The sequence below is a fragment of the Amycolatopsis orientalis DSM 43388 genome (assembly GCF_000411975.1).
GTDB lineage: Bacteria > Actinomycetota > Actinomycetes > Mycobacteriales > Pseudonocardiaceae > Amycolatopsis > Amycolatopsis orientalis_D.
On record NZ_ASXG01000030.1, the window covers coordinates 1 to 22,526 of the forward strand.

Annotated in this window: 22 protein-coding genes; 8 read left to right on the forward strand and 14 right to left on the reverse strand. The window is 69.1% G+C overall.

Annotated elements, in window-relative coordinates:
* Nucleotides 1-210: 210 nt before the first annotated feature.
* The 5 genes from L942_RS05115 to L942_RS05135 all read right to left on the reverse strand — a co-directional run bounded on the left by L942_RS05115 (nucleotide 211) and on the right by L942_RS05135 (nucleotide 2,955).
* Nucleotides 211-972, reverse strand: a complete 762-nt coding sequence (locus L942_RS05115; RefSeq protein ID WP_037355516.1) for an ABC transporter permease — start codon at nucleotides 970-972, stop codon at nucleotides 211-213.
* The gene (locus L942_RS05120) at nucleotides 969-1,739 is read right to left on the reverse strand and encodes an ABC transporter ATP-binding protein (protein WP_037355518.1); all 771 of its coding nucleotides are present in this window, start codon (nucleotides 1,737-1,739) and stop codon (nucleotides 969-971) included. The genes L942_RS05115 and L942_RS05120 overlap by 4 nt, the downstream gene beginning before the upstream one ends.
* Complete coding sequence (locus tag L942_RS05125; protein ID WP_037355519.1) at nucleotides 1,736-2,119, reverse strand: DUF1048 domain-containing protein; 384 nt, start codon at nucleotides 2,117-2,119, stop codon at nucleotides 1,736-1,738. Before L942_RS05125 ends, L942_RS05120 begins: the two co-directional genes overlap by 4 nt.
* Nucleotides 2,109-2,450: a PadR family transcriptional regulator gene (locus L942_RS05130; protein ID WP_037355521.1), complete on the reverse strand. Its 342-nt coding sequence runs from the start codon at nucleotides 2,448-2,450 to the stop codon at nucleotides 2,109-2,111. The genes L942_RS05125 and L942_RS05130 overlap by 11 nt, the downstream gene beginning before the upstream one ends.
* A 232-nt stretch (nucleotides 2,451-2,682) precedes the next feature.
* Nucleotides 2,683-2,955 (reverse strand): hypothetical protein, encoded by a 273-nt coding sequence (locus tag L942_RS05135; RefSeq protein ID WP_037355670.1) that lies wholly within the window; start codon nucleotides 2,953-2,955, stop codon nucleotides 2,683-2,685.
* A 607-nt stretch (nucleotides 2,956-3,562) separates the two neighbouring features.
* Between L942_RS05135 and L942_RS05140 the strand changes: the two genes are divergently transcribed.
* Nucleotides 3,563-7,273, forward strand: coding sequence for a multifunctional oxoglutarate decarboxylase/oxoglutarate dehydrogenase thiamine pyrophosphate-binding subunit/dihydrolipoyllysine-residue succinyltransferase subunit (locus tag L942_RS05140; protein ID WP_081654943.1), 3,711 nt, complete (start codon nucleotides 3,563-3,565; stop codon nucleotides 7,271-7,273).
* 96 nt (nucleotides 7,274-7,369) lie between these two features.
* Here L942_RS05140 and L942_RS05145 read toward each other — a convergent pair whose 3' ends face one another.
* The gene (locus L942_RS05145; protein WP_037355527.1) at nucleotides 7,370-7,819 is read right to left on the reverse strand and encodes a nitroreductase/quinone reductase family protein; all 450 of its coding nucleotides are present in this window, start codon (nucleotides 7,817-7,819) and stop codon (nucleotides 7,370-7,372) included.
* 150 nt (nucleotides 7,820-7,969) lie between these two features.
* Between L942_RS05145 and L942_RS05150 the strand changes: the two genes are divergently transcribed.
* The 3 genes from L942_RS05150 to L942_RS05160 are packed head-to-tail and all read left to right on the forward strand — an operon-like array spanning nucleotide 7,970 to nucleotide 11,012.
* On the forward strand, nucleotides 7,970-9,208 hold the full coding sequence (locus L942_RS05150; RefSeq protein WP_235078902.1) for an FAD-dependent oxidoreductase: 1,239 nt from the start codon (nucleotides 7,970-7,972) through the stop codon (nucleotides 9,206-9,208).
* Between the two features lie 59 nt (nucleotides 9,209-9,267).
* The gene (locus tag L942_RS05155; RefSeq protein WP_037355531.1) at nucleotides 9,268-10,479 is read left to right on the forward strand and encodes an MFS transporter; all 1,212 of its coding nucleotides are present in this window, start codon (nucleotides 9,268-9,270) and stop codon (nucleotides 10,477-10,479) included.
* Nucleotides 10,480-10,484: 5 nt separating this feature from the next.
* Nucleotides 10,485-11,012: a GNAT family N-acetyltransferase gene (locus L942_RS05160; protein ID WP_037355534.1), complete on the forward strand. Its 528-nt coding sequence runs from the start codon at nucleotides 10,485-10,487 to the stop codon at nucleotides 11,010-11,012.
* Nucleotides 11,013-11,016: 4 nt separating this feature from the next.
* Here the strand turns inward: L942_RS05160 and L942_RS05165 are convergent, their stop codons facing one another.
* Genes L942_RS05165 through L942_RS05180 form a run of 4 tightly spaced genes read right to left on the reverse strand, consistent with a single transcriptional unit; the run spans nucleotide 11,017 to nucleotide 14,388 of the window.
* On the reverse strand, nucleotides 11,017-11,910 hold the full coding sequence (locus tag L942_RS05165) for an ABC transporter substrate-binding protein (RefSeq protein ID WP_037355537.1): 894 nt from the start codon (nucleotides 11,908-11,910) through the stop codon (nucleotides 11,017-11,019).
* A complete protein-coding gene (locus tag L942_RS05170; RefSeq protein WP_037355539.1) occupies nucleotides 11,907-12,611 on the reverse strand; it encodes an ABC transporter permease in 705 nt (234 codons plus the stop codon). The genes L942_RS05165 and L942_RS05170 overlap by 4 nt, the downstream gene beginning before the upstream one ends.
* On the reverse strand, nucleotides 12,608-13,300 hold the full coding sequence (locus tag L942_RS05175; RefSeq protein WP_037355541.1) for an ABC transporter permease: 693 nt from the start codon (nucleotides 13,298-13,300) through the stop codon (nucleotides 12,608-12,610). Before L942_RS05175 ends, L942_RS05170 begins: the two co-directional genes overlap by 4 nt.
* Entirely contained in the window at nucleotides 13,300-14,388 is a 1,089-nt protein-coding gene (locus tag L942_RS05180) for an ABC transporter ATP-binding protein (RefSeq protein ID WP_037355543.1), read from the reverse strand. Before L942_RS05180 ends, L942_RS05175 begins: the two co-directional genes overlap by 1 nt.
* A 96-nt stretch (nucleotides 14,389-14,484) precedes the next feature.
* On the opposite strand from L942_RS05180, the gene L942_RS05185 reads away from it, so the two are divergent.
* On the forward strand, nucleotides 14,485-15,909 hold the full coding sequence (locus L942_RS05185; protein ID WP_037355545.1) for a bis-aminopropyl spermidine synthase family protein: 1,425 nt from the start codon (nucleotides 14,485-14,487) through the stop codon (nucleotides 15,907-15,909).
* A 131-nt stretch (nucleotides 15,910-16,040) separates the two neighbouring features.
* Here L942_RS05185 and L942_RS05190 read toward each other — a convergent pair whose 3' ends face one another.
* On the reverse strand, nucleotides 16,041-17,222 hold the full coding sequence (locus L942_RS05190) for an NAD(P)-dependent malic enzyme (protein WP_037355672.1): 1,182 nt from the start codon (nucleotides 17,220-17,222) through the stop codon (nucleotides 16,041-16,043).
* 373 nt (nucleotides 17,223-17,595) lie between these two features.
* Between L942_RS05190 and L942_RS05195 the strand changes: the two genes are divergently transcribed.
* Nucleotides 17,596-18,204: a dTDP-4-dehydrorhamnose 3,5-epimerase family protein gene (locus tag L942_RS05195; protein WP_037355547.1), complete on the forward strand. Its 609-nt coding sequence runs from the start codon at nucleotides 17,596-17,598 to the stop codon at nucleotides 18,202-18,204.
* Here the strand turns inward: L942_RS05195 and L942_RS05200 are convergent.
* Nucleotides 18,201-19,823 carry a GMC oxidoreductase gene (locus L942_RS05200; protein WP_037355550.1) on the reverse strand — a complete coding sequence of 541 codons (1,623 nt, stop codon included), beginning with the start codon at nucleotides 19,821-19,823 and terminating at the stop codon, nucleotides 18,201-18,203. The genes L942_RS05195 and L942_RS05200 overlap by 4 nt on opposite strands.
* 124 nt (nucleotides 19,824-19,947) lie before the next feature.
* Entirely contained in the window at nucleotides 19,948-20,424 is a 477-nt protein-coding gene (locus tag L942_RS05205) for a hotdog fold domain-containing protein (protein ID WP_037355551.1), read from the reverse strand.
* 86 nt (nucleotides 20,425-20,510) lie between these two features.
* On the opposite strand from L942_RS05205, the gene L942_RS05210 reads away from it, so the two are divergent.
* Both L942_RS05210 and L942_RS05215 read left to right on the forward strand, forming a co-directional pair.
* Entirely contained in the window at nucleotides 20,511-21,101 is a 591-nt protein-coding gene (locus tag L942_RS05210) for an acid phosphatase (protein ID WP_037355553.1), read from the forward strand.
* 1 nt (nucleotide 21,102) lies between these two features.
* Entirely contained in the window at nucleotides 21,103-21,585 is a 483-nt protein-coding gene (locus L942_RS05215; RefSeq protein ID WP_037355555.1) for a GNAT family N-acetyltransferase, read from the forward strand.
* Between the two features lie 208 nt (nucleotides 21,586-21,793).
* Here the strand turns inward: L942_RS05215 and L942_RS05220 are convergent, their stop codons facing one another.
* Nucleotides 21,794-22,276 carry a hypothetical protein gene (locus L942_RS05220; RefSeq protein WP_037355557.1) on the reverse strand — a complete coding sequence of 161 codons (483 nt, stop codon included), beginning with the start codon at nucleotides 22,274-22,276 and terminating at the stop codon, nucleotides 21,794-21,796.
* Nucleotides 22,277-22,526 lie beyond the last annotated feature (250 nt).

Below are 22,526 nucleotides of genomic sequence, written 5' to 3' on the forward strand. Positions count from 1 at the left end.
CACCACCCGGCACCACGATCAACAAACCACACGACGCCAAGCGACACACCACCCGCGCACCCCCCGCCCAACACGCACCCGACACCCCGCCCAACCACCACCCGGCACCACGATCAACAAACCACACGACGCCAAGCGACACACCACCCGCGCACCCCTCGCCCAACACGCACCCGACGCCCCGCCCCCAACCACCACGCGGCACCGAAGTCAAGAAATCTTGCGCCGGTAAATCACGTTGGCGAAGAAATACGCCACCACCAAAATCCCCACGCACCAAGCGAGCGCGGTCCAGACCCCGGCACCGACCGGTCGCTCGGCGAACAGGTCGCGGATGGTGTTGACGATCGACGTCACCGGCTGGTGTTCGGCGAACGCGCGCACCGGTCCGGGCATCGTGGCGGTGGGCACGAAGGCCGAGCTGACGAACGGCAGGAAGATGAGCGGATAGGAGAACGCGCTCGCGCCGTCGGCGGATTTGGCGGTGAGACCGGGGATCACCGCGATCCAGGTCAGCGCCAGGGTGAACAGGATCAGCATCCCGAGCACCGCGAGCCACGCCAGCGGGCCCGCGCTGGTGCGGAAGCCCATCGCGAACGCCACCAGCACCACGACGGCGACCGAGATCAGGTTCGCGATCACCGAGGTGAGCACGTGCGCCCACAGCACCGCCGAGCGCGCGATCGGCATGGACTGGAAGCGTTCGAAGATGCCGCCCTTCAGGTCCAGGAAGAGCCGGAACGCGGTGTAGGCGATCCCAGAGGCGATGGTGATCAGGAGGATGCCGGGCAGCAGATAGGTCACGTACGAATCGGAACCGGAGTTGATCGCGCCGCCGAAGACGTAGGTGAAGAGCAGCAGCATCACGATCGGCGTGACCGTCGTCGTGATGATGGTGTCCAGGCTGCGGGTGATGTGCCGCAGCGATCGTCCTAACAGGACTGAACTGTCGCCGATGAAGTGGCCGCTCATCGCCGGTCCCCCTTGTTTCCGGTGCCGACCAGGGAAAAGAAGACGTCTTCCAGCGTCGGCTGCTTCTCGACGTACTCGACCTTGGCCGGCGGAAGAAGCTGTTTGAGCTCGTCCAGCGTGCCGTTCACGAGCACCCGTCCCTCGTGCAGGATCGCGATCCGGTCGGCGAGGTGTTCGGCCTCTTCCAAGTACTGCGTGGTGAGCAGCACCGTCGCCCCCTGCTCGGCCAGCTCCTCGACGGCACGCCAGACATCGTTGCGCGCCTGCGGGTCGAGCCCGGTGGTCGGCTCGTCGAGGAAGATGACCTGCGGGTTCCCGATCAGGCTCATCGCGATGTCCAGGCGCCGGCGCATGCCTCCGGAGTACGTCGAGACCTTCCGCGCCGCGGCGTCCGTCAGCGCGAACCGCTCCAGCAATCCGTCCGCGATCTCGCCGGGATTCTTCAGATGCCGCAGCTTGGCGACCAGCACCAGATTTTCGCGCCCGGTCAGGATTTCGTCGACCGCGGCGAACTGGCCGGTGAGGCTGATCGACTCGCGCACGTCCGCGCCCTCGCTCGCCACCGCGAACCCGTTGACCTCCGCCTCCCCCGCGTCCGCCTTGAGCAACGTGGACAGAATCCGCACCACCGTGGTCTTGCCCGCCCCGTTCGAGCCGAGCAACGCGAAAATACTGCCGCGCTCCACCTCGAAATCAACGCCGCGCAGCACTTCCAGCTTGCCGTAGGACTTGCGCAGCCCGCGCACCCGAATCGCCGGTGCCGTCATATCGCACCGCCCACCGCGCGGTCGATCGATTCGGTCAGCCGCGCCCGCTCGCGGGAAATCCAGTTCCCCTCGGGATAGCTCCGAAGGAATTCCTCCGCGAACTCGACCGGCTCGTCGCCGACGATCTCCCGGACCGTCGTCCCGCCGGCCACGCTCTGCTCGAACAGGTCGATCAGATCGTCCAGCATCCGCAGATGCCCGTCCGCCGTGCCCGGCCCGAAGTACTGCAGATACCGGTGCAACGCCTTGATCGCGGCCCGGTAGTCCGGCGGCAGTTCCTCGACGCGCGCCTTGTACCGCCGGTACCGCTTCTTGTCCTCCAGCGGCCCGGTGACCACTTCCAGGTAATGCAGATACCTGCTCTTCCCGTCATTCCCCATGATCGATTCCCTCCTTGCGCAGCTGTTCGAGCCGGTCCGAGAGAAAGCGCCAGTTCCGCCAGAACTCGTCGAGACTCGCCCGCCCCGGAGCGTTCAGCGTGTAAACCTTCCGCGGCGGCCCCTTCTCGGACGGCACCTTTTCGACGTCGACGAGCCCGCGCTGCTCGATCCGCACGAGCAACGCGTAAACGGTGCCCTCGGCGAGATCGGTGAACCCCCGCTCGCGCAGCCAGGAGGTGATCTCGTACCCGTAGGCGGGCCGCCCGGCGAGAATCGCGAGGACGATGCCCTCCAAGGTCCCCTTGAGCATCTCCGTCGCCTGCTTGCCCATCGAACGCCCTTCAACTAGTCAGCGACACTGAGTACCAGTAGATAGTAACACTGACTACCGACGACGCGAGGGGAAATTCCGGGCACGCGGGAAACCGAACAGGTTTCGCGAGGTCGTTGCCCCGCAACAGGATTTGAGACCCCGCAACTGTGACTGGGGTCAAGAAGAGGTCACGCGTCGCCGCGGGCAAGCCGAATCAGCGGTCCAACGCCCGGACGCGCCGCGCTGAAGTTCAGGGCAGTTCCCGCCACCGGAGGTCGCCCCAGCCGGCCGAGGTGACGTCGGCCAGTTCGGCCCAGCGAGTCGTCCCGGGTCGCACGTGCGTGTCCGAGCCGATCGACCACTCGGGCGCTTCCGGCTCGACGTGGTCGAACTCGTCGATGCCGGACGGCGTGCGCCACACCGCGGTGCAGGAGTCGCACATCAGCACGACCTTGCCGTGCTCGGTGACGACCGGCCGAATCAGTCCCTGGTCCCAGAACGACGGACATTCGACCAGCCACATCGCGCCACCACCGCCTCGCGCCTCGGAAGCCTCGGAAACCGCCGCGGCCCGAGCAAGGCCGCAGCCTTTCGACAGCACAACACCGCTCCGTGAACGAGCCGCTACGCACGTGCCAACTCGGCCGGAACAGGCGCGGACGATGCCGGACGACCGGCGCCGCTTCGCCTGGATGCACGACCCGGCCCTGCCCCGGAGTCCCGCCGACCGGTGCCGCGCGGCAGCCGATCGCCGCGGCGCGCCGTCCGGGCCCACCGCCCCGCGACCCGAGTTCGACCCGAGTCCAGACAACCGGCCCCGCATCCGACTCACCGTGCGCGAGCCGGAGCGCATGGTCCGAACCAACCAAGCGGACAGCCGGGCCGAGCGGCGGCCGGGCAGGGATGTGGCCGGAATCACCCCAAACCGGCCGAGGGGACGGCAATCGGTTCGGGCGACGCGTACGGTGGTCTCTGCTGTCTGTCAGGCTGGGCCTCTCAACCGATCCAGACAATGACCTGTCTCACGAGCGTCCAGGTGGCGTGTTTCGGGCCACCGGCAGGGGACTAGCCTGGCGGTCAGCAGATGCTTGTGATATCGGATCGAGAATGGATAGAGGCGAGAGCCAGCCGTGGCCAGCAGCAGTCCCGCATCGCAGTTCGGTGCCAATGAGTGGCTCGTCGAGGAAATGTACGAGCGGTTTCTCGCGGACCCCCAGTCGGTAGACGCCGCCTGGCACGATTTCTTCGCCGACTACAAGCCCACTCCGGGCGGCAACGGCACGCAAGCGGGAGAGAACGGAGAGGTCAAGGCCGCCACGCCGGCCCCTGCCGCCAAGACCGCGTCCTCCGCGAAGGCCCCCGAGACCACGGCCCCGGCCGCGAAGGCTCCCGCGGCGAAGGCCCCCGAGGCCAAGGCTCCGGCGGCGAAGGCCCCGGCCAAGACCGCCCCGGCCGCGAAGCCCGCGCAGCAGGCGCAGCCCGCTCCGGCCGCCAAGACCGCACCGGAATCCAAGCAGCTCCGCGGCGCCGCGGCGGCGATCGCGAAGAACATGGACGCCTCGCTCGCCGTGCCGACCGCGACCAGCGTGCGCGCGGTCCCGGCGAAGCTGATGGCGGACAACCGCATCGTCATCAACAACCACCTCAAGCGCACCCGCGGCGGCAAGATCTCCTTCACGCACCTCATCGGCTACGCCATGGTGCGGGCGCTGAAGGACTTCCCGAACATGAACCGGCACTACCAGCTGATCGACGGGAAGCCGTTCGCGGTCACGCCGGAGCACGTGAACTTCGGCCTCGCCATCGACATGAAGGGCAAGGACGACTCCCGCACTCTCGTCGTGGCCTCCATCAAGGCCACCGAGAACATGACCTTCATGCAGTTCTGGCAGGCCTACGAGGAGATCGTCAAGAAGGCCCGCACGAACAAGCTCACCGCGGACGACTTCGCGGGCACCACCATCTCGCTCACCAACCCGGGCGGCATCGGCACCAACCACTCGGTGCCGCGGTTGCAGGCGGGCCAGGGCGCGATCATCGGTGTCGGCGCGATGCAGTACCCGGCCTCGTTCGAGGGCACCAGCGAGAAGACCCTGGTCGACCTCGCGGTCAGCAAGATCATGACGCTGACCTCGACGTACGACCACCGCATCATCCAGGGCGCGGAGTCCGGCGAGTTCCTGAAGCGGATCCACGAGCTGCTGCTCGGCGAGGACGGCTTCTACGACGACGTCTTCACCAGCCTGCGGCTGCCGTACGAGCCGATCCGCTGGGTCGCCGACATCCCGGACGGCCCGGTCGACAAGACCGCGCGCGTCATGGAGCTGATCGAGGCGTTCCGGATGCGCGGCCACCTGATGGCCGACACCGACCCGCTGAACTACCGCCAGCGCAGCCACCACGACCTGGACGTGCTCAGCCACGGCCTGACCCTGTGGGACCTGGACCGCGAGTTCGCCGTCGGCGACTTCTCCAGCCGCGAGCGGATGAAGCTGCGCGACATCCTCGGCGTGCTGCGCGACTCGTACTGCCGCACGGTCGGCGTCGAGTACACGCACATCCTCGACCCCGAGGAGCGCGGCTGGATCCAGGAGCGCGTCGAGGTCCGGCACAGCAAGCCGGAGCCGTCCGCGCAGAAGTACATCCTGTCGAAGCTCAATGCCGCCGAGGCGTTCGAGACCTTCCTGCAGACCAAGTACGTCGGCCAGAAGCGGTTCTCGCTGGAGGGCGGCGAGACCGCGATCCCGCTGCTCGACACGATCCTGGACAAGGCCGCCGAGCACGAACTCGACGAGGTCGTCATCGGCATGCCGCACCGCGGCCGGCTGAACGTGCTGGCGAACATCGTCGGCAAGCCGATCAGCCAGATCTTCCAGGAGTTCGAGGGCAACCTCGACCCGGGCCAGGCGCACGGCTCCGGCGACGTGAAGTACCACCTCGGCGCCGAGGGCAAGTACTTCCGGATGTTCGGCGACGGGGAGACCCGGGTGTCGCTGGCGTCCAACCCGTCGCACCTGGAAACCGTCGACCCGGTGCTCGAGGGCATCGTCCGCGCCAAGCAGGACATCCTCGACAAGGGCGGCGAGGGCTACACCGTGCTGCCGGTCCTGATGCACGGCGACGCGGCCTTCGCGGGCCAGGGCGTCGTGGCCGAGACCCTGAACCTGGCGCTGCTGCGCGGCTACCGCACCGGCGGCACCGTGCACGTCATCGTCAACAACCAGGTCGGCTTCACCACCGCGCCGGAGCACTCGCGCTCCAGCCAGTACGCCACCGACGTCGCGAAGATGATCGGCGCGCCGGTCTTCCACGTGAACGGCGACGACCCGGAGGCCGCGTACTGGGTCGCGAAGCTGGCGGTCGACTACCGCCAGGCGTTCCACAAGGACGTCGTGATCGACCTGGTCTGCTACCGCCGCCGCGGGCACAACGAGGGCGACGACCCGTCGATGACGCAGCCGGCGATGTACGACATCATCGACTCCAAGCGTTCGGTCCGGAAGACCTACACCGAATCGCTGATCGGCCGGGGCGACATCTCCGTCGAAGAGGCCGAGGCCGCGCTGCGCGACTTCTCCAGCCAGCTCGAGCACGTCTTCAACGAGGTGCGCGAACTCGAGCGGCACCCGGCGAAGGCGAGCCCGTCGGTCGAGGGCGAGCAGCAGATCCCGGCGAAGGTCGCCACCGCCGTGTCGCGCGAGGTCGTCGAGAAGATCGGCGACGCGTTCGTCAACCTGCCCGAGGGCTTCACCCCGCACCCGCGGGTCAAGCCGGTCATGGAGCGCCGCCACAAGATGTCCCGCGAGGGCGGCATCGACTGGGCGTTCGGCGAGCTGCTGGCCTTCGGGTCGCTGGCGCTGGAAGGCCGTCTCGTGCGGCTGTCCGGCCAGGACTCCCGGCGCGGCACCTTCACCCAGCGGCACTCGGTGTTCATCGACCGCAAGAACGGCCAGGAGTACGCGCCGCTGCAGCACCTGGCCGAGGGCCAGGGCCGCGTGATGATCTACGACTCGGCGCTGTCGGAGTACGCGGCCGTCGGCTTCGAGTACGGCTACTCGGTGGCGAACTCCGACGCGCTGGTGATGTGGGAAGCGCAGTTCGGCGACTTCGTCAACGGCGCGCAGACCGTGATCGACGAGTACATCTCCTCCGGCGAGGCCAAGTGGGGCCAGCGCTCGGACGTCGTGCTGCTGCTGCCGCACGGCCACGAGGGCCAGGGCCCGGACCACACGTCCGGCCGGATCGAGCGGTTCCTGTCGCTGTGCGCGGAGGCGTCGATGACTGTCGCGGTGCCGTCCACCCCGGCGAACTACTTCCACCTGCTGCGCCGGCACGCCCTCGACGGGATCCAGCGTCCGCTGATCGTCTTCACCCCGAAGTCGATGCTGCGCAACAAGGCGGCGACCTCGTCGGTCGAGGACTTCACCGGGCAGAGCCGGTTCATGTCGGTGATCGACGACGCCACGCAGGACCCGGCGAAGATCCGCAAGGTGCTGCTCACCTCGGGCAAGCTCTACTGGGAGCTGGTGGCCGAGCGCGAGAAGCGCGGCGCGGACGACATCGCGATCGTGCGGATCGAGCAGTACTACCCGCTGCCGAAGAAGAAGCTGCTGGCCGCGGTGGAGCGCTACTCGAACGCGCGGAGCATCACCTGGGTCCAGGAGGAGCCGGAGAACCAGGGCGCGTGGCCGTTCTTCGGCCTCAACCTGCCGCGGAAGTTCCCGGAGGTCTTCGCCGGGCTCGACGTGGTGGCGCGGCGTCCGATGGCCGCTCCGTCGGCTGGTTCGTCGAAGGTGCACGAGGTCGAGCAGAAGGCGCTGATCGCCAAGGCGTTCGACTGATCCTCAGTTGCTCCGAAGGCCGCCGCGGGACTCCGCGGCGGCCTTCGCCGTTGTGGGCTCGTGAGTGGCGATGCCGGTTCTAACCGGCTTCCGCACTCACGACCCCTCCACGCGGAACACCGCGATCTTCCCGGCGGCCGCCGCGACTCCGTCCGGTGTCGGCGACTCCGCCAGCCCGGTCGTCACGTACCGCCGGCCCACACTCGGCGGCCCGCCCGCCACCACTTCCCGCAACACCGGTCGCCTCTCCTCGACCGGCAACTCCGCGAACCGCACTCGCCGCGACCGGCGGCCCCGGGACAACGTTCCCTCCTTCGCCGCACGCACGTTCGCCACCCATGCGGCCTTCGGGAACGCCTGGATCAGGTACTCCCCGCCGTGGACGTGCAATACCGCCAGCGGAAAGGTCCGCGGCTCGCCGCTGCGCCGTCCGGGGACGGTGAGCAGCTCGGTCGGCCCGAACGCGAGCCCGGCGCGCTGCAGGGCGGTGATGACCCGGTTGATCGTGTTGACCTTGCGCCGGTATCCGGCTGCTTTGGTGTCCATGCCCTCGAGCGTACGCCAACTTATACGAGTTTCATACTTTCTCTAACTCGTATATATACCCGCCGGGTATGCCCGGGGTGCCGGAACGGCAGTGGCGGCCTCCTCGCCGGACCCAGTTGACTGGTTCGCAAACACCTGAGGAGGGTTGCGGTGCACTACGACGTCGTCGTCGTGGGAGGCGGTGCTGGGGGTATCGCCTCCGCGGCCGGAGCGGCGCGGGCCGGGGCACGGGTGCTGCTGGTCGAGCAGTACCCGTACCTGGGCGGCGCGGCGACGATCAGTTCCGTGCTGACCCTCTGCGGTTTCTTCGACCAGACCGGTCAGCAGGTCGTCGCAGGCATCGGCGAGGACGTGCTGCGGCGGCTGCGTCGGCGCGGTGCCTACGAAGCGAAGACGATGGGCTGGACCGGCAACAAGATCGTCCTGCTCGACCTGGAAACCACCAAACTGGTCTACGACGAACTGGCCGCGGACGCCGGCGTGGACGTCCTCCTGCACACCACGCTCATCGGCGCCCACCGCACGCACGGCGTCGTCACCGAGGTCGAACTGCACCATCGTGGCGGGCTGGAACGGGTCACCGCCGGCGCGTTCGTCGACGCCAGCGGCGACGGCGCGCTCTTGGCCGCCGCTGGCGCCGCCGTCCGCGTCGCCCCGCTGAGCGACCGGCAAACCAGCACACTCGTCTGCCGATTCTCCGGCGTCCCCGAAGACGCCGATCTCTCGCGCGAGGGCCTGCGCGCCGCCGTCGCCGCGTACCAACGAGAAACCGGCATCCAGCTGGCTCGCGACTACGGCATCGCCGTGCACCTTCCGTTGACCCGCGACGTCATCGCGCTCCTGGTGGACGAGCAAACCGACGTCCTCGACGCCGCCTCGCTCAGCCGCGACGAAGCCAGCGCGCGCCGCCAGGCCTGGCAATACCTGGACGCTTTGCGCAAACACCTCTCCGGATGGTCGTCGGCGCGCCTCGAAGAAACCGGCCCGCAGCTGGGCATTCGCGAAGGACGGCACCTGGTCGGCCGTGAACAGCTCACCGGCCGCGACGTCCTGACCGCCCGCAAGCGCCCCGACGTGTCGATCGGCCGCTGCGGCTGGCCCATCGAGGACCACGCGGGCCCGGGCGTCACGCGCTACGAACCGATCGCCGGCCGAGGCTGGTACGACCTGCCTTACGGCGCGATCTGCTCCGCCGACACTCCGAACCTCTGGGCCGCCGGCCGCCTGACCAGCTCCGACGACGACGCGTACGCCTCCGTCCGCGTCATGGGCACCGCCTTCGCGACCGGACACGCCGCGGGGATCGCCGCCGCCCAGTACGTCGACGGCCGAGCCCACGACATCCGCGCGATCCGCGCCGAGTTGCACCGGCAGGACGCGTTGGCTTGACCGCCGCCGCCGGTCACGGGAACCTTCCCTGATCATCCTCCCCGGCCGAAGGAGCGCCTATGCCGAGCCGCTATCGCTGGGTCGTCCTGCTGCTCTGCTGGGCAGTGTTCACGATGACTTCGGTGGACCGGTCGACGTGGGGCCCCGCGTCCTCGGCGGTCAGCGATTCGCTCGGCGTCCCGCTCGCCGCGCTCGGGATTTTCGCCACCTGCTACTACATCGGCTACGTCGTCTCCAACACCGCGGGCGGTTTCCTCTCCGACTGGCTGGGCGGCCGGTCGATCCTCGGCATCAGCTCTCTGGTGGCGGGCGCGCTGATGGTGGGATTCGGCTCCACCACCTCGATCGCCTGGGGCCTGGTCCTGCAAGCCCTGCTAGGTCTGTTCGCCGGAGTCGACTTCTCCGCCGGGCTGAAACTCATCACCACCTGGTTCCGCCCCGAGGAACACGGCCTGGCGAGCGGCGTCTTCATGACGGCGACGTCGCTAGGCACCGTCGTAGCCAACGCCGTCGTGCCCACGCTGGTGAAAAACAGCGGCTGGCCAGTGTCGTACCACCTCTTCGGAGCAGTCACCGTCGCACTCGGCTTGCTGTGCCTGGCCTTCCTGCGCAACGGCGACGTCGCTGCGTCCGGCCGTCGCGCGTTGCCGGATCCCCGCCCGCTCTTCCGCAATCGCGACCTGTTGCTGTTGGGCCTGGCCGGTTTCGGCGGCCTGTGGGGCACCTACGGTTTCGTCACGTGGTCCAACACCCTGATGATCCGCGGCGAGCACATCGACCCGGTCCGGGCGGGCGTAGTCCTGGTGATCTTCTCCGGCACGGCGGTGGTGATCAAACCGCTGATCGGCTGGCTCACCGACAAAATCGGCCTGGGCAGGCGGATTCCGATCATCGCGGTCCTGATCCTCTTCGGCGCCGCCCTGCTGATCTTCGGTTCGCTCAGCAGTTACCGCGCTTTCCTCGTGGTAGCCCCGATTCTCGGCATCGGCGCGTATGCCTACAGCCCGCTGACCGCCGCCATGATCCCCGCTCTGACCGGTGCCGGCCTTGCTGGGTCCGCTGCTGGCGCGGTGAACGCCTTCTGGCAGCTGGGCAGCGTCATCGTGCCCGCGGTGGTGGGCCCGGTTTTCCACGCGACCGGCTCGTTCTACTCCGCGTTCCTCACCCTGGCCGCCGGTCCGATTGTGGGCGCGGCGGTGCTCCTGTTCATGCGAGACGACCGTCCCGTCCGGAAATCAGTTTCCGCGCAGGCCGCCGTTCCGGGAGACTGAGCGGCATGCAGATCCGCCAGTCCACCGCTGACGACGCACCCGCCATCCACGCCGTGCACACCGCGGCGTTCCGGGTCCACAACCCGGACGTCACCGGCGAAATGCCGGAGGCGAAGCTCGTCCCCGAACTCACCGCGGACGGCGATCTGCTCCCCGCACTCTCGCTGGTCGCCCTCCGCGACGGCGAAGTGATCGGCCACGCCTGCTCCAGTTCCAGCCGGCTCGGCACCGACGCGGACTCCGCCATCGGCTTCGGCCCGCTCGGCGTCCTTCCCGACCAGCAACGCAGCGGCGCGGGCTCCGCCTTGGTCCACGCGACGATCGGCGCCGCCAACGCACTCGGCTATGGCGTGATCGTGCTGCTGGGCGACCCGGGGTATTACTCCCGCTTCGGTTTCGTACTGGCCGAGAAGCTCGGCATCACGCCGCCGGTACCGGAATGGGCACCGCACTTCCAGGCTCTCCCGCTGGCGGCGTACCGCCCGGAAAACCGCGGTGCCTTCCGCTACGCGGCGGCCTTCGAGCGGCTCTGAACCCTTACGAGGACTTCAGCCCGTTCCGCCGCAGAAACTCCTCCGCGATGTCCTTCGCGTTCCGCTTCTCGTCCGTGTACTGCACGTTCAGCTCAGTCAGCTGCTCCGTGGTCAACGCCGCCGAAACCCGGTTCAACGCGGCCGTTTCCGCGTCGTTCAACGTGCCCTTCGCCACGAGCGGCACGATATTCTGCGCCGGGAACATGTGCTTGTCGTCGTCCAGCGGCACGAACCCGTTCGACGCGATCGTCGCCGACGTGCTGAACAGGTCGGCCACCTGCACCTCGCCCGATTTCAGCGCGGCCACCGTGACCGGTCCGCCGGTGTCCGTGGTGCGGATTTCCTTGAACTCGCACCCGTAGAGCTGCTTGATCCGGTCCTTCCACCGGCTGCTCCACTGCCCCGGCCCGCCCATCACCAGGTCTTTGCAGCGCGGTCCCAGATCGGAGAACGTTTTCACCCCGGCGGCCGCGAGTTCCTTGCCCACCACGAGCAAGTCCTTGTCCTGCGCGGGCGACTGGTCGAGAACCGTGAACCCGGCCAGGATTTTCTGCTTGAGTTGCGCGTAAACGTCTTCCGAAGTGGTCGCCGCGGTGTTCTTGTCGAAGTACCGCAGCAGGTTCCCGGAGTAATCCGGGACCACGGACAGGGACTTGTCCTGCAACGCTTTCACCACGACTTCGCGACTGCCGACCGGCGGCCGCACCGTCACGTTGTGCGCGCCGACGTTCCGCAGCGCTCCGGCGTAAATCTGGGCCAGCAAAGAGCTTTCCCCGACATCGGAGGCACCGATGATGATGTCGCCGGTATTGCCGCCCTCGCCGCCGCCGGACAGCGGGTTTCCGCACGCCGACGCGAGCAGCGCCAGCCCGGCCACCAGGATCCCCCACCGTTTCACGCCGCTCCTCCCGCAGCCACTGCCCGTCCGGACGCGGCCTGTGCGGCCAGCCGGACTCCCTTGGGCACCAGGGCCCGCTGCGCCGCGGCGAGCAGCAGGTCGACCACGATCGCCAGCAACGCGGTGAGAATCGCGCCCGCGACGACCTCGGTGTAGTCCAAAATGGCCAGTCCGTCGAGCAGGAACCGGCCGAGTCCGCCGAGGCCGACGTACGCGGCCACCGCGGCGGTCGCGATCAGCTGCAGGACGGCGTTGCGAACTCCGCCCAGCACCAAGGGAAGCGCGATCGGCACCTCGACTTGCCACAGTCGTTGCCAGCCGGTCATTCCGATGCCCTGCGCGGCGTCGACGACATCGTGTTCGGCCGCTTGCAGACCGGCGTACGTGCCCGCCAGCACCGGCGGGATCGCCAGCACCACCAGGCCGATGATGGTCGCCGTCGTGCTTTCGGTGAAGAGCAGGAACAGGAACGTGACGAGCCCGAGCGTCGGCAGCGCGCGGATCGCGTTCCCGGCCCCGACCAGCACGACGCCGCCGCGGCCGGTGTGGCCGACGAACAGTCCGATCGGGATCGCGATCACCAGCGCGATGACGAGCGCCAGCGCGACGTAGCCGACGTGCTGGGCGAGCCGGGCGAGGACGCCGCCCGGGCCCTGCCAGTTCGCCGCCGTGGTGAACCAGGTGAAGACGTCGCCGATCATCCCGCCACCTCCGCGGCCGGCGCGCGACCCGCTCTCTCCCAGGGCGTCAGCAGATTGCGCAGCAGCACCAGCAGCAGGTCGACGACCAGCGCGAGCAGCATGGTCAGCACGATCCCGACCACGATCGGCGAGAAGTACTCCCGCTGGAAGCCGTCGGTGAACAGCACGCCGAGCGCCCCGGTGCCGATCAGCGCGCCGACGCTGACCAGGCTGATGTTGCTCACCGACGCCACCCGGACCCCCGCCGCGAGCACCGGCACGGCGAGCGGCAGTTCGACGCTGAAGAACCGGCGCGGCGAGCGGTAGCCGATCGCGGTGGCGGCCGCGACGATGTGCGGCGGCACCGCTTCCAGCGCGTCGAGCACCGGGCGCACCAGCAGCGCGGTGGTGTAGATGGTCAGCGCGACGATCACGTTGACGCTGTCGAGGATTTTCGTGCCGATCACGCCGGGGATCACCACGAAAAGCGCGAGCGACGGGATCGTGTACAGCAGATTCCCCACGACCAGCAGCGCGCTGCGCGCGGGCCGCCAGCGATGCCCGAGCCAGCCCAGCAGGATCGCCAGCACGATGCCCGCGACCAGCGGGACCAGCGCGAGGTAGATGTTCTCGAGCAGATTGGCGAGGATTTCGCCGCGGTTGTTGGGACTCGACAGATAGCGGCCGAGTTCGCCGAAGAAGCCGCCCATCAGGACGCCTGCGGGGAGGCCTCGATCACATCCAAGACCTGGTGCGCGACCACCGTCCCGAGCACGCGGTTCTCCTCGTCCACCACGACGCCGAGGCTGGCCGGAGACGACAGCGCCGCGTCCAGCGCTCCGCGGATCGGCGTGCCCTGCACGTACAGCGATCCGCCTGCCACGAGGTCGGTCTCGGCCAACGGACCGTCCACAGTGGAGCCGGGCGGAAGCCAGCCGCGCGGCTGCTTCTCCTCGTTCACCGCGAGCTGCCAGCCCTCCGACGGACCGTCGAGCTTGCTGCCGAGGTCGATAGTGCGGGCCGGCGACACCTCGACGCCGCTCCCGGGGAGGAAGGAAAGCCCGCGATAGCCCCGGTCGCGGCCGACGAAGGACGCGACGAAGTCGTCCACCGGATGCCGCAGCACCTCGGCGGGCGTGCCGTACTGCGCGAGCTTCCCGCCGACGCGCATCACCGCGACCTTGTCGCCGAGCCGCACCGCCTCGTCGATGTCGTGCGTCACGAATACGATGGTCTTGCCGAGCTGGGATTGCAGCCGCAGCAACTCGTCCTGCAGTCCTTCGCGGACCACCGGGTCGACCGCGGAGAACGGCTCGTCCATCAGCAGCACCGGCGAATCGGCGGCGAGCGCCCGAGCAACGCCGACGCGCTGCTGCTGCCCGCCGGACAGCTGCGCCGGGTACCGCTTCCCGAGTTCCGTCGGCAGCCCGACCGTCTCGAGCAGCTCGGCCGCACGGGCGCGCGCTTTGCGTTTGTCCCACCCGGACAGCAGCGGCACGGTGGCGATGTTGTCCAGCACTGTCCGGTGTGGAAAGAGCCCGGCGTGCTGGATCACGTAGCCGATGCCGCGGCGCAGCACCGCCGGGTCGCCGTCGCAGACGTCCTTCCCGTCCAGCAGTACCGTGCCCGAGGTGGGCTCGACCATCCGGTTGATCATCCGCAGCGAGGTCGTCTTGCCGCATCCGGACGGGCCGACGAATACCGTGATCGTGCCGTCTTCCACGGTGAGCGAAAGGCCGTCGACCGCGACCGTGCCGTCCGGATAGCGTTTGACGACGTCTCGGAATTCGATGGTCACAGACTTCTCCCCACGTCCGGTGCAAAGTCCGACGGTAGCCGACTCGCGCGGGCTTGGCAGCCTGTCTCGGAGGGTGGCCTACTACTCTCGGAGCCCGTGACCGCCCTAGACGACGTCCTCGCCGCACACGGCGCCGCCGTCCGCCCGCTCTACGAAGTGCTCACCCTGCTGCGCGGCGGCTCGTACGAGCTGGCCGACCTCGTGCGGCTCACCGCGGCCCCGCGCCGCAGCGTCGAAGACCTCTTGGCCGCGCTGGAACCGGACCTGGAACGCTCCCCGGCCGGCGTCCGGATCGCCCCGGGATCGCGCTCCGCCTACGCTTCGTACTCCCTGCCCGCCCTGCCCGATCCGCTCGACGCGGCAGTCGCCGCCCAGCCCGCTCTGCTCACGATGCTGGCCGAGCGCATCGCGGCCGTCCCGCCGCCGCTGGCCGCACTGGACCACGTGCAGGCGACCCCGGAGACCGTGCTGCGCCGCGCGTTGTGGCTGAACTCCCGCTACGACCTCCGCCGCAGCAAGGTGCTCTTCCTGGGCGACCACGACCTGACCTCGCTGGCCGTGCGCTCGGTGTGCCCGGAAGCCGAATTGTCCGTAGTGGACCTGGACGAACGCGTTCTGTCCTACCTGGACACCACCGGCGAGCGCGGCATCTTCACCGCGCACGCGGATCTGCGCGTCGGCCTGCCGCCCGCGCTGACCGGCAAGGCCGACCTGGTGTTCAGCGATCCGCCCTACACGCCGGAAGGCATGGGCCTCTTCGCGGCCCGCGCGGTGCAAGCTTTGCGTGAGCCCACCGAGGGCCGGATCCTGCTGGCTTACGGCTACAGCCCGCGGCATCCCGCGCTAGGCGCACAGGTGCAGCGCTCACTCGCCACCCTTGGCCTGACCTTCGAGGCGATTCTCCCGGACTTCAACCGCTACACCGGCGCTCAGGCGATCGGCAGCGCAGCGGATCTGTACGTCTGCCAGCCGACCGCGAAGGCGAAGAAATCGTTCGCCCGTAAGGGAAGCTCGGCGATCTACACGCACGGCCCGCAGTCGGTCGAATCCGCCGGCACGAAACCGGGCCTGCTCGCCGCTGCCCGGGAGATCGCCTCCGAAGGCGGCCTGGCGCTGGAAACCCGCCCGGTCGGCTGGGCCACGTCCGGACCGGAAGGCGACGCGGTCGCGATGGACCTCTCCGCCGACCCCGGCCCGTGGCTCCTGCGCACCCTGCTGGGCACGAACGCCCGCCGCTTGGCCCTGCTGCTGCCGAACAACCACCCAGATCTCGCCGATGCGGCCGCACAGTCGTCGCTCACCTCGCTGGTGGCGGACAAGTACCGGCTCCGCCTGCTGCGCAGCACGCCGGACAACCGGCACGCCATCGTCGTCGCCGACCTGGTGGACCACCCGTCCGAACTGCTGACCCGCGCCCACGCCCGACTGGCGAACGCGGCACTGAACGTCCCGGCGGAACTGGCGGACCTGCGCCTGGTGGACGTCCCGCGGCACCGACTGGCAGAACTCCTCCCCGGCTGACGCTCGCGCGAGGCGAACGCCGGGTGGCGGCACCCGATCGCGACGCCTCGCGCATGCGATCGCTACTGCCGTGCGGGGAAAAGAAAGGGCTCCCCGGCACCGAAGCCGGAGAGCCCTTCCCAGGAAAAACCTCAGCCGGTCACGCCGTCCTGCTCCGCGGCCTTGGCCACCGCCGCGGCCACCTCGGGCGCGACTCGCGGGTCCAGCGGGCTGGGCACGATCCGGTCCGGCCCGAGATCGTCCGACGCCACCGCCACGATCGCCTCCGCGGCGGCCAGCTTCATGTTCTCCGTGATCGCCCGCGCCCCGGCGTCCAGCGCTCCCCGGAAGACGCCCGGGAACGCCAGCACGTTGTTGATCTGGTTCGGGAAGTCGCTCCGCCCGGTGGCGACGATCGCCGCGTGCTGGGCGGCGACCGCCGGGTGCACCTCCGGGTCCGGGTTGGACAGCGCGAACACGATCGCGTCATCGGCCATCGTGGACAGCAGCGACGGATCGATCGTCGCGCCGGACAGCCCGAGGAACACGTCCGCCCCGCGCAGCGCCTCGGCGAGACCGCCGGTCAGCCCGGCCTTGTTCGTGGTCTCCACCAGCTGCCGCTTGATCGGGTTCAGGTCGTCGCGTCCGGCGTGGACGATGCCGCGCGAGTCGAGCACCGTCACGTCCGCGACGCCCGCCGCGAGCAGGATCTTCGCGCAGGCCACCCCGGCCGCGCCCGCCCCGGACACCACGACCCGCTCGCCGGCGATGTCGCGGCCGAGGACCAGGTTCGCGCCGCGCAGCGCGGCGAGGGTGACGATCGCGGTGCCGTGCTGGTCGTCGTGCATGACCGGGCAGTCCAGCGCTTCCTTGAGCTTGTCCTCCAGCTCGAAGCAGCGCGGCGCGGAAATGTCCTCGAGGTTGACCGCGCCGAACGACGGGCGCAGCCGGACCAGGGTCTCGACGATCTCGTCGACGTCGGTGGTGTCGAGCACCAGCGGGATCGAGTCCAGCCCGCCGAAGGTCTTGAAGAGGACCGATTTGCCCTCCATGACCGGAAGGGAAGCGCTCGCGCCGATGTCCCCGAGGCCGAGCACCGCGGTGCCGTCGCTGACCACTGCCACGAGCCGGTCCGCCCAGGTGTACCGCTTCGCCTTGGCCGCGTCCTCGGCGATCGCGCGGCTCACCTTCGCCACGCCGGGCGTGTAGGCGATCGAGAGGTCGCGCGGGTCGGAGATCGGCCGGGTCGCCGCCACGGAGAGCTTGCCGCCCTCGTGCCCGGTGAAGATCTCGGCGTCGGTCACGGCCGCGACGGTGCTGGCCTGGTCGGTCATCGGAGAACCTGTCGTGGGATTGACGGAAGCGGGCGGATGGGTCTGGGTCATCGAACGTACTCCTGGGACTGCGAGCGGGGGACCACCTGGTCGACGGGCGAAGACGCACCCGGCGAGAGTGGGAACTCGTCCTCCGGACGGCAGCCCAGCGCGGTAGCGCCGGCCTGTCGGCGAGGCGTCTGCACGGCCATCCGATCCGTGGGGTGTGGCGATGGCCGCCGACGCTGCGGTCCGTCAATCATGACAGGCCCCCGGTCGGGCCCGACCCCTCGGTGCGGCTCATGTCACAGATTCGCCCATTCCCAAGACGTCCGTCCGGTTTCGGAAGCAGTTCCGTCCCGGCCCGGAAAACGCACTCGATAGGGTGGCGGCCATGGACTTCCGCCCGCTCAAGGTCTCCGGCGCATTCGAGTTCGTCCCCCGGGTCTTCCCCGACGAACGCGGGCTTTTCGTCGCGCCGTTCCAGGAGGAAGCGCTCGTCCGCGCGACCGGGCATCCGCTGCGCGTCGCGCAGACGAACCACAGCGTTTCCCGCGCGGGTTCGATCCGCGGCGTGCATTTCGCCGACACTCCGCCGGGGCAGGCGAAGTACGTCTACTGCCCGAGCGGGTCGCTGCTGGACGTGGTGGTGGACCTGCGCGTCGGCTCGCCGACGTTCGGCGAATGGGACGCGGTGCGGCTCGACTCGGCCGAGTTCCGCGCGGTGTACGTGGCCGAAGGAATCGGGCACGCCTTCATCGCGCTGGAAGACAACACCGTGATGGCGTATCTGTGCTCGGAGCCGTACAACCCGGCCGGCGAGCACGGCGTCAACCCGCTCGATCCGGCACTGGACCTGCCGTGGCCCGCCGATCTGGCGCCCATTGTGTCCGAAAAGGACAAAGCGGCGCCGACCCTGGCCGAAGCGCTCGACCAGGGCCTGCTGCCGTCCTACTCCGATTGCGTGGCGTACTACGAAAAGCTGCGGGCAACGCAGCGCTAGGCGCGCACGCCGTCCTCGGCGATGACCCGTTCGATATTGCGCTCGGCCAGCGCGGTGATCGTCACGAACGGGTTCACGCCGGTGCTGCCCGGAATCAGCGAACCGTCCGTCACATACAGGTTCCGGTATCCCTTCACGCGCCCGTAGTTGTCCGTCGCGTCGCCGAGCACCAATCCGCCGAGCGGGTGGTAGGTGAAGCGGTTCTCGAACACCCGCGTGTCGCCGAAGAGGTCGTAGCGGTAGATCGTCGAGTTCGCCTTGTTGATCCGGTCGAACAGCGATTTCGCCGCGTCGATCGACGGCTGCCCCTGGTCCGGCGTCCACTGCAGTTTCGCCGAATCGCTGGCGGCGTCGTAGGTGAAGTGGCCGCGTTCGGGATTCTTGGTGATCGCCAGGTACAGGCTCGCCCAGGTTTCGAGCCCGGCGGGCACCGGCGCGATCTCGGCGAACACCGGATGCGTCGGGTTGTCCCAGTCGTCGATGCCGAGCGCGGGCATTCCGGCTTCGAGGCTGCCGGTCGTGTCCCACACGTGGTTGGCGCGGCCGAGCATCACGTTGCCGTTGGTGCCCCAGCCCTGGCCGACGGCCTCGGACAGCCGCGGCAGCCGGCCGGTGTCCCGGGCCCGCACCAGCAGTTCGGTCGAACCGAGGCTGCCCGCGCCGAGGAACAGGTACTTCGTGGACAGGTGCTTGGTGGCGAGCACGTTCCCGAGCGCGTCCGACTCGCGCACGACGAGCGTGTACGTGCCGTCCGGCTGCTGGATGATTTCGCGGACCTCGTGCAGGGTCTGGATGGTCACGTGCCCGGTGCCGAGCGCGGCGGCGAGATACGTCTTGTCCAGCGAACGTTTGCCGTGGTTGTTGCCGTAGATGACCTCGGAAGCCAGCGCCGAGCGTTCGACCGTGCCCGCTTCTTCTTTCTTCAGGTACTCGAAGTCGTAGACGCTCGGGACGAACGTCGTCTTCAACCCGGTTTTCTGCGCGGCTTTCCGGGAAACGCGCGCGAACTGGTAGGACTTGCACGTCTCGAACCAGTCCGGATCGATGTGGTTCACGCCGAGGCCCGCGTTCGCGCGCGGGTAGTACTTGCCGTACATCTCGTCGGCGTCCACCTGCGGCAGGATTTCCTCGAAGTACGAACGCTTCGGCTGCACCGCCATCGCGCCGTTCACCAGCGACCCGCCGCCCACGCCGCGCCCGACGTAGACCGACATCCCGCCGTAGTTCACCCGGTCCAGCACCCCGGCGTAGGGATCGATGTCGTGGTTCGCGAGGTCCAGCCACAGGAACGACGCGAGCGGCGCTTCCGTGCGCTTCTTGAACCACATCGACCGCCGGTCCGGCTTCAGCATGTCGCAGAAGACTTTGCCGTCCGGGCCCGGCTCGTTCCACAGCTGGCCCATTTCGAGCATCACCGTGGGCACGCCCGCCTCGCCGAGCCGCAGCGCGGTGACCGCCGCGCCATATCCGGTGCCGATCACGACCGCGGGCGAATAGTCCGGCAGCTTCGCCACCGTCGCGGCGCGTGCGGAAGTCGCCGAAATGCTGGTCAGTCCAAGGGCCGCGGCGGAGTTCAGCGCGGCGAGGCCGAGAAATCGGCGACGGTTGAGGGAGGCCATGCCCGGCATGCTGACGCGGCGGCGCGCACCCTGGCAAGGCTAAAACGAACGTCATTCGCATTTGCCCAGTAAACGGTGTTAAGTTTCACTCGGCCGGGGTAACGAGACGGACCGCTTTCGCCGGTCAGGCGGCTTTCTTGGGGGTTACCCACACCGTGATCGTCGCGGTGACCACCTCGGTCCCGCGAGAGTCCACGACGCGCACCGGAACCGGAAGATCGAACCCCTGGTCGCCGAACTCGGGAAGCTCCGGCAATTCGGCGATCGCGCGCAACCCCGTTTCGGCCTTCGCGACGTAACTCACTTCCATGCCCTTGGGCAGCCACCGATGCGTGGCCGGGACGGTGGCCTCGGCCAGCATGCCCATCGCGATTTCGGCGAGGTTGCAGGCGGCGATCGCGTGGAAGGTGCGGATGTGGTTGTGCACACCCCACCACTTCGGCGCGGTCACCGCGCAGTAGCCGGGGCGGATCTCCCGGATGCTGGGCAGCACGGTGCAGAAGTAGGGCACGCGCAGGCACATCGCGGCGGAAAACAGCTGCTTGCCACCCGGTTTGGCGGCCAGCTTGCGCCACAGCCCGTACGTCGACGGCGTACCCATCGGCACCTCCCAAGTGAAGTTACTCTCCAGTAGCGAAGCACACGACGAGCCTGCCGGGCAAACCAGCCCCGGCTATATTCGGCCGCGTGGCACATCGGCTCTTTCTTCTCCGGCACGGCCAGACCGAATGGTCGTCGAACGGCAGGCACACCGGGCGCACCGACATCCCGCTGACCCCGGCGGGCGAGGAACAGGCGCGCGCGGCGGGCGGCACCCTGCGGACCCTGCTCGGCGGACCCGGGCTGGTGCTGTCCAGCCCGCGCGGCCGCGCGCTGCGCACGGCGGAGCTCGCCGGCCTGCGCGTGGACGAGGTCACCGAAGACCTGGCCGAATGGGACTACGGCGACTACGAAGGCGTCACCACGCCGACGATCCGCGAGACGGTTCCGGACTGGACGGTGTGGACGCACCCGATCCCCGGCGGCGAAAGCGCGGAAGACGTGCAGGCGCGCGCGGACAAGGTACTCGACCGGGCCCGCCGCGAAATCGAGAACGGTGACGTCGTCCTGGTGGGACACGGGCATTTCAGCCGCGTGCTCGTCGCGCGCTGGCTCGGCCTGCCCGGCACCTCCGGTGTCCACTTCGGACTGGACCCGGCCGGTCTCGCGGTGCTCGGCGACGAGCGCGGCGAACCGCAGATCGAGCACCTGAACCTGCTGCCCGCGTTGGAGGGATGAAGTGACCGACCCCCGCGTACGGCGGATCCGGCCGGAAGACGTCGACGCCGTCGTGGAGCTCGTCTACGCGCTGGCCGAGTACGAACGTGCCCCGCAGGAATGCCACCTGACCTCCGAGCAGCTGCACGGCGCGCTGTTCGGCGAGTCCCCGGCGCTGTTCGGCCACGTGGCCGAAGTGGACGGCGAGATCGCCGGATTCACGTTGTGGTTCTTGAACTTCTCGACCTGGCGCGGCACGCACGGGATCTACCTGGAAGACCTGTACGTGCGCGAGGAACAGCGCGGTTCGGGTCTCGGCAAGGTGCTGCTGGCGACGCTCGCCGCGGAATGCGTGGAGAAGGGCTACCACCGGCTGGAGTGGTCGGTGCTGAACTGGAACCCGGCGGTCGGCTTCTACCGGGCACTGGGCGCGTTGCCGCAGGACGAATGGTCGGTGTACCGGCTGACTGACGAGCCGTTGAAGGTGCTGGCGAAAGAGGCGTGAAGCCCCCGGCGGGCTCTGCTCCTCGGGCAGCCCGTCGACCAGATAGCGGCGCGTCGACGATCTGGTTCAGCGCGGATCCCGGTTCCGCCGGGCCGAGGTCGGCTCCGGTGCTCGCCGGGCCGCCGCAGGTGACGTCGGTGGCACACAGGCGGGCCGGTCCAGCGGTACCGACGGGATTCCCCTCGGCGGATCCGGTCGCGCAGTCCGCTCAGTCCTGTTCGCGCCGCTCCCGCTCGGCCCGCCGCCCCGCGAGCCCGCCGCGCTCGGCGGCTTCTTCCTCGGTCTCGTCGTCGTGCATTCCGAGCGCCCACGCCCGCGACGGACGCCGGAACAGCAGCACCAGCGCCGCCAGCCCGCACAACCCGATCGGCACGCCCCACAGCGGCTGCCCGGACGGCCCGAGCAGGTACCAGCCGACCCCGATCAGCAGCAGCGCCACGACGACGCCGGGCGAACGCGCCCACGTCTGCCCGAGCAGCAGGCCGACCGAGGCGGCCAGGAAGATCAGCGCCAGCACGGCGTAGGTGCCGAACTCGGCCCACACGTTGTTGCCCGGGATCGGCGGCGTGCGCAGCCCGTGCACCAGCAGCACCACGCCGAAGACCAACAGGCCCAGCCCGGGCAGCCCGGTCAGGACGCCGGCGAGGCGGACCTCGAACGGGGCGGGCGGCGGGTTCTCGGGATGCGACACGGGCGCGGCCCTTTCAGCTGCGGGGCGGGGAACTTGCCGGGGCACAGCCACCCGACCAGCGCGAGTCACCGTGCGTGAGCACTACCGATCGTATGCCACCCGGTCGGCCGTTTTCCGGGGCGGCGGCTCGCGGAGAAAATCGGATCAGTCGTCGATGAGCGGGCGGTCGGCCCGGGTGCACTTGTCACGACGCGCGGAGGTTTCGCCGTCTGCGAAGGAGGATCGCCCGCCACAGGGTTGCCACAGGTCA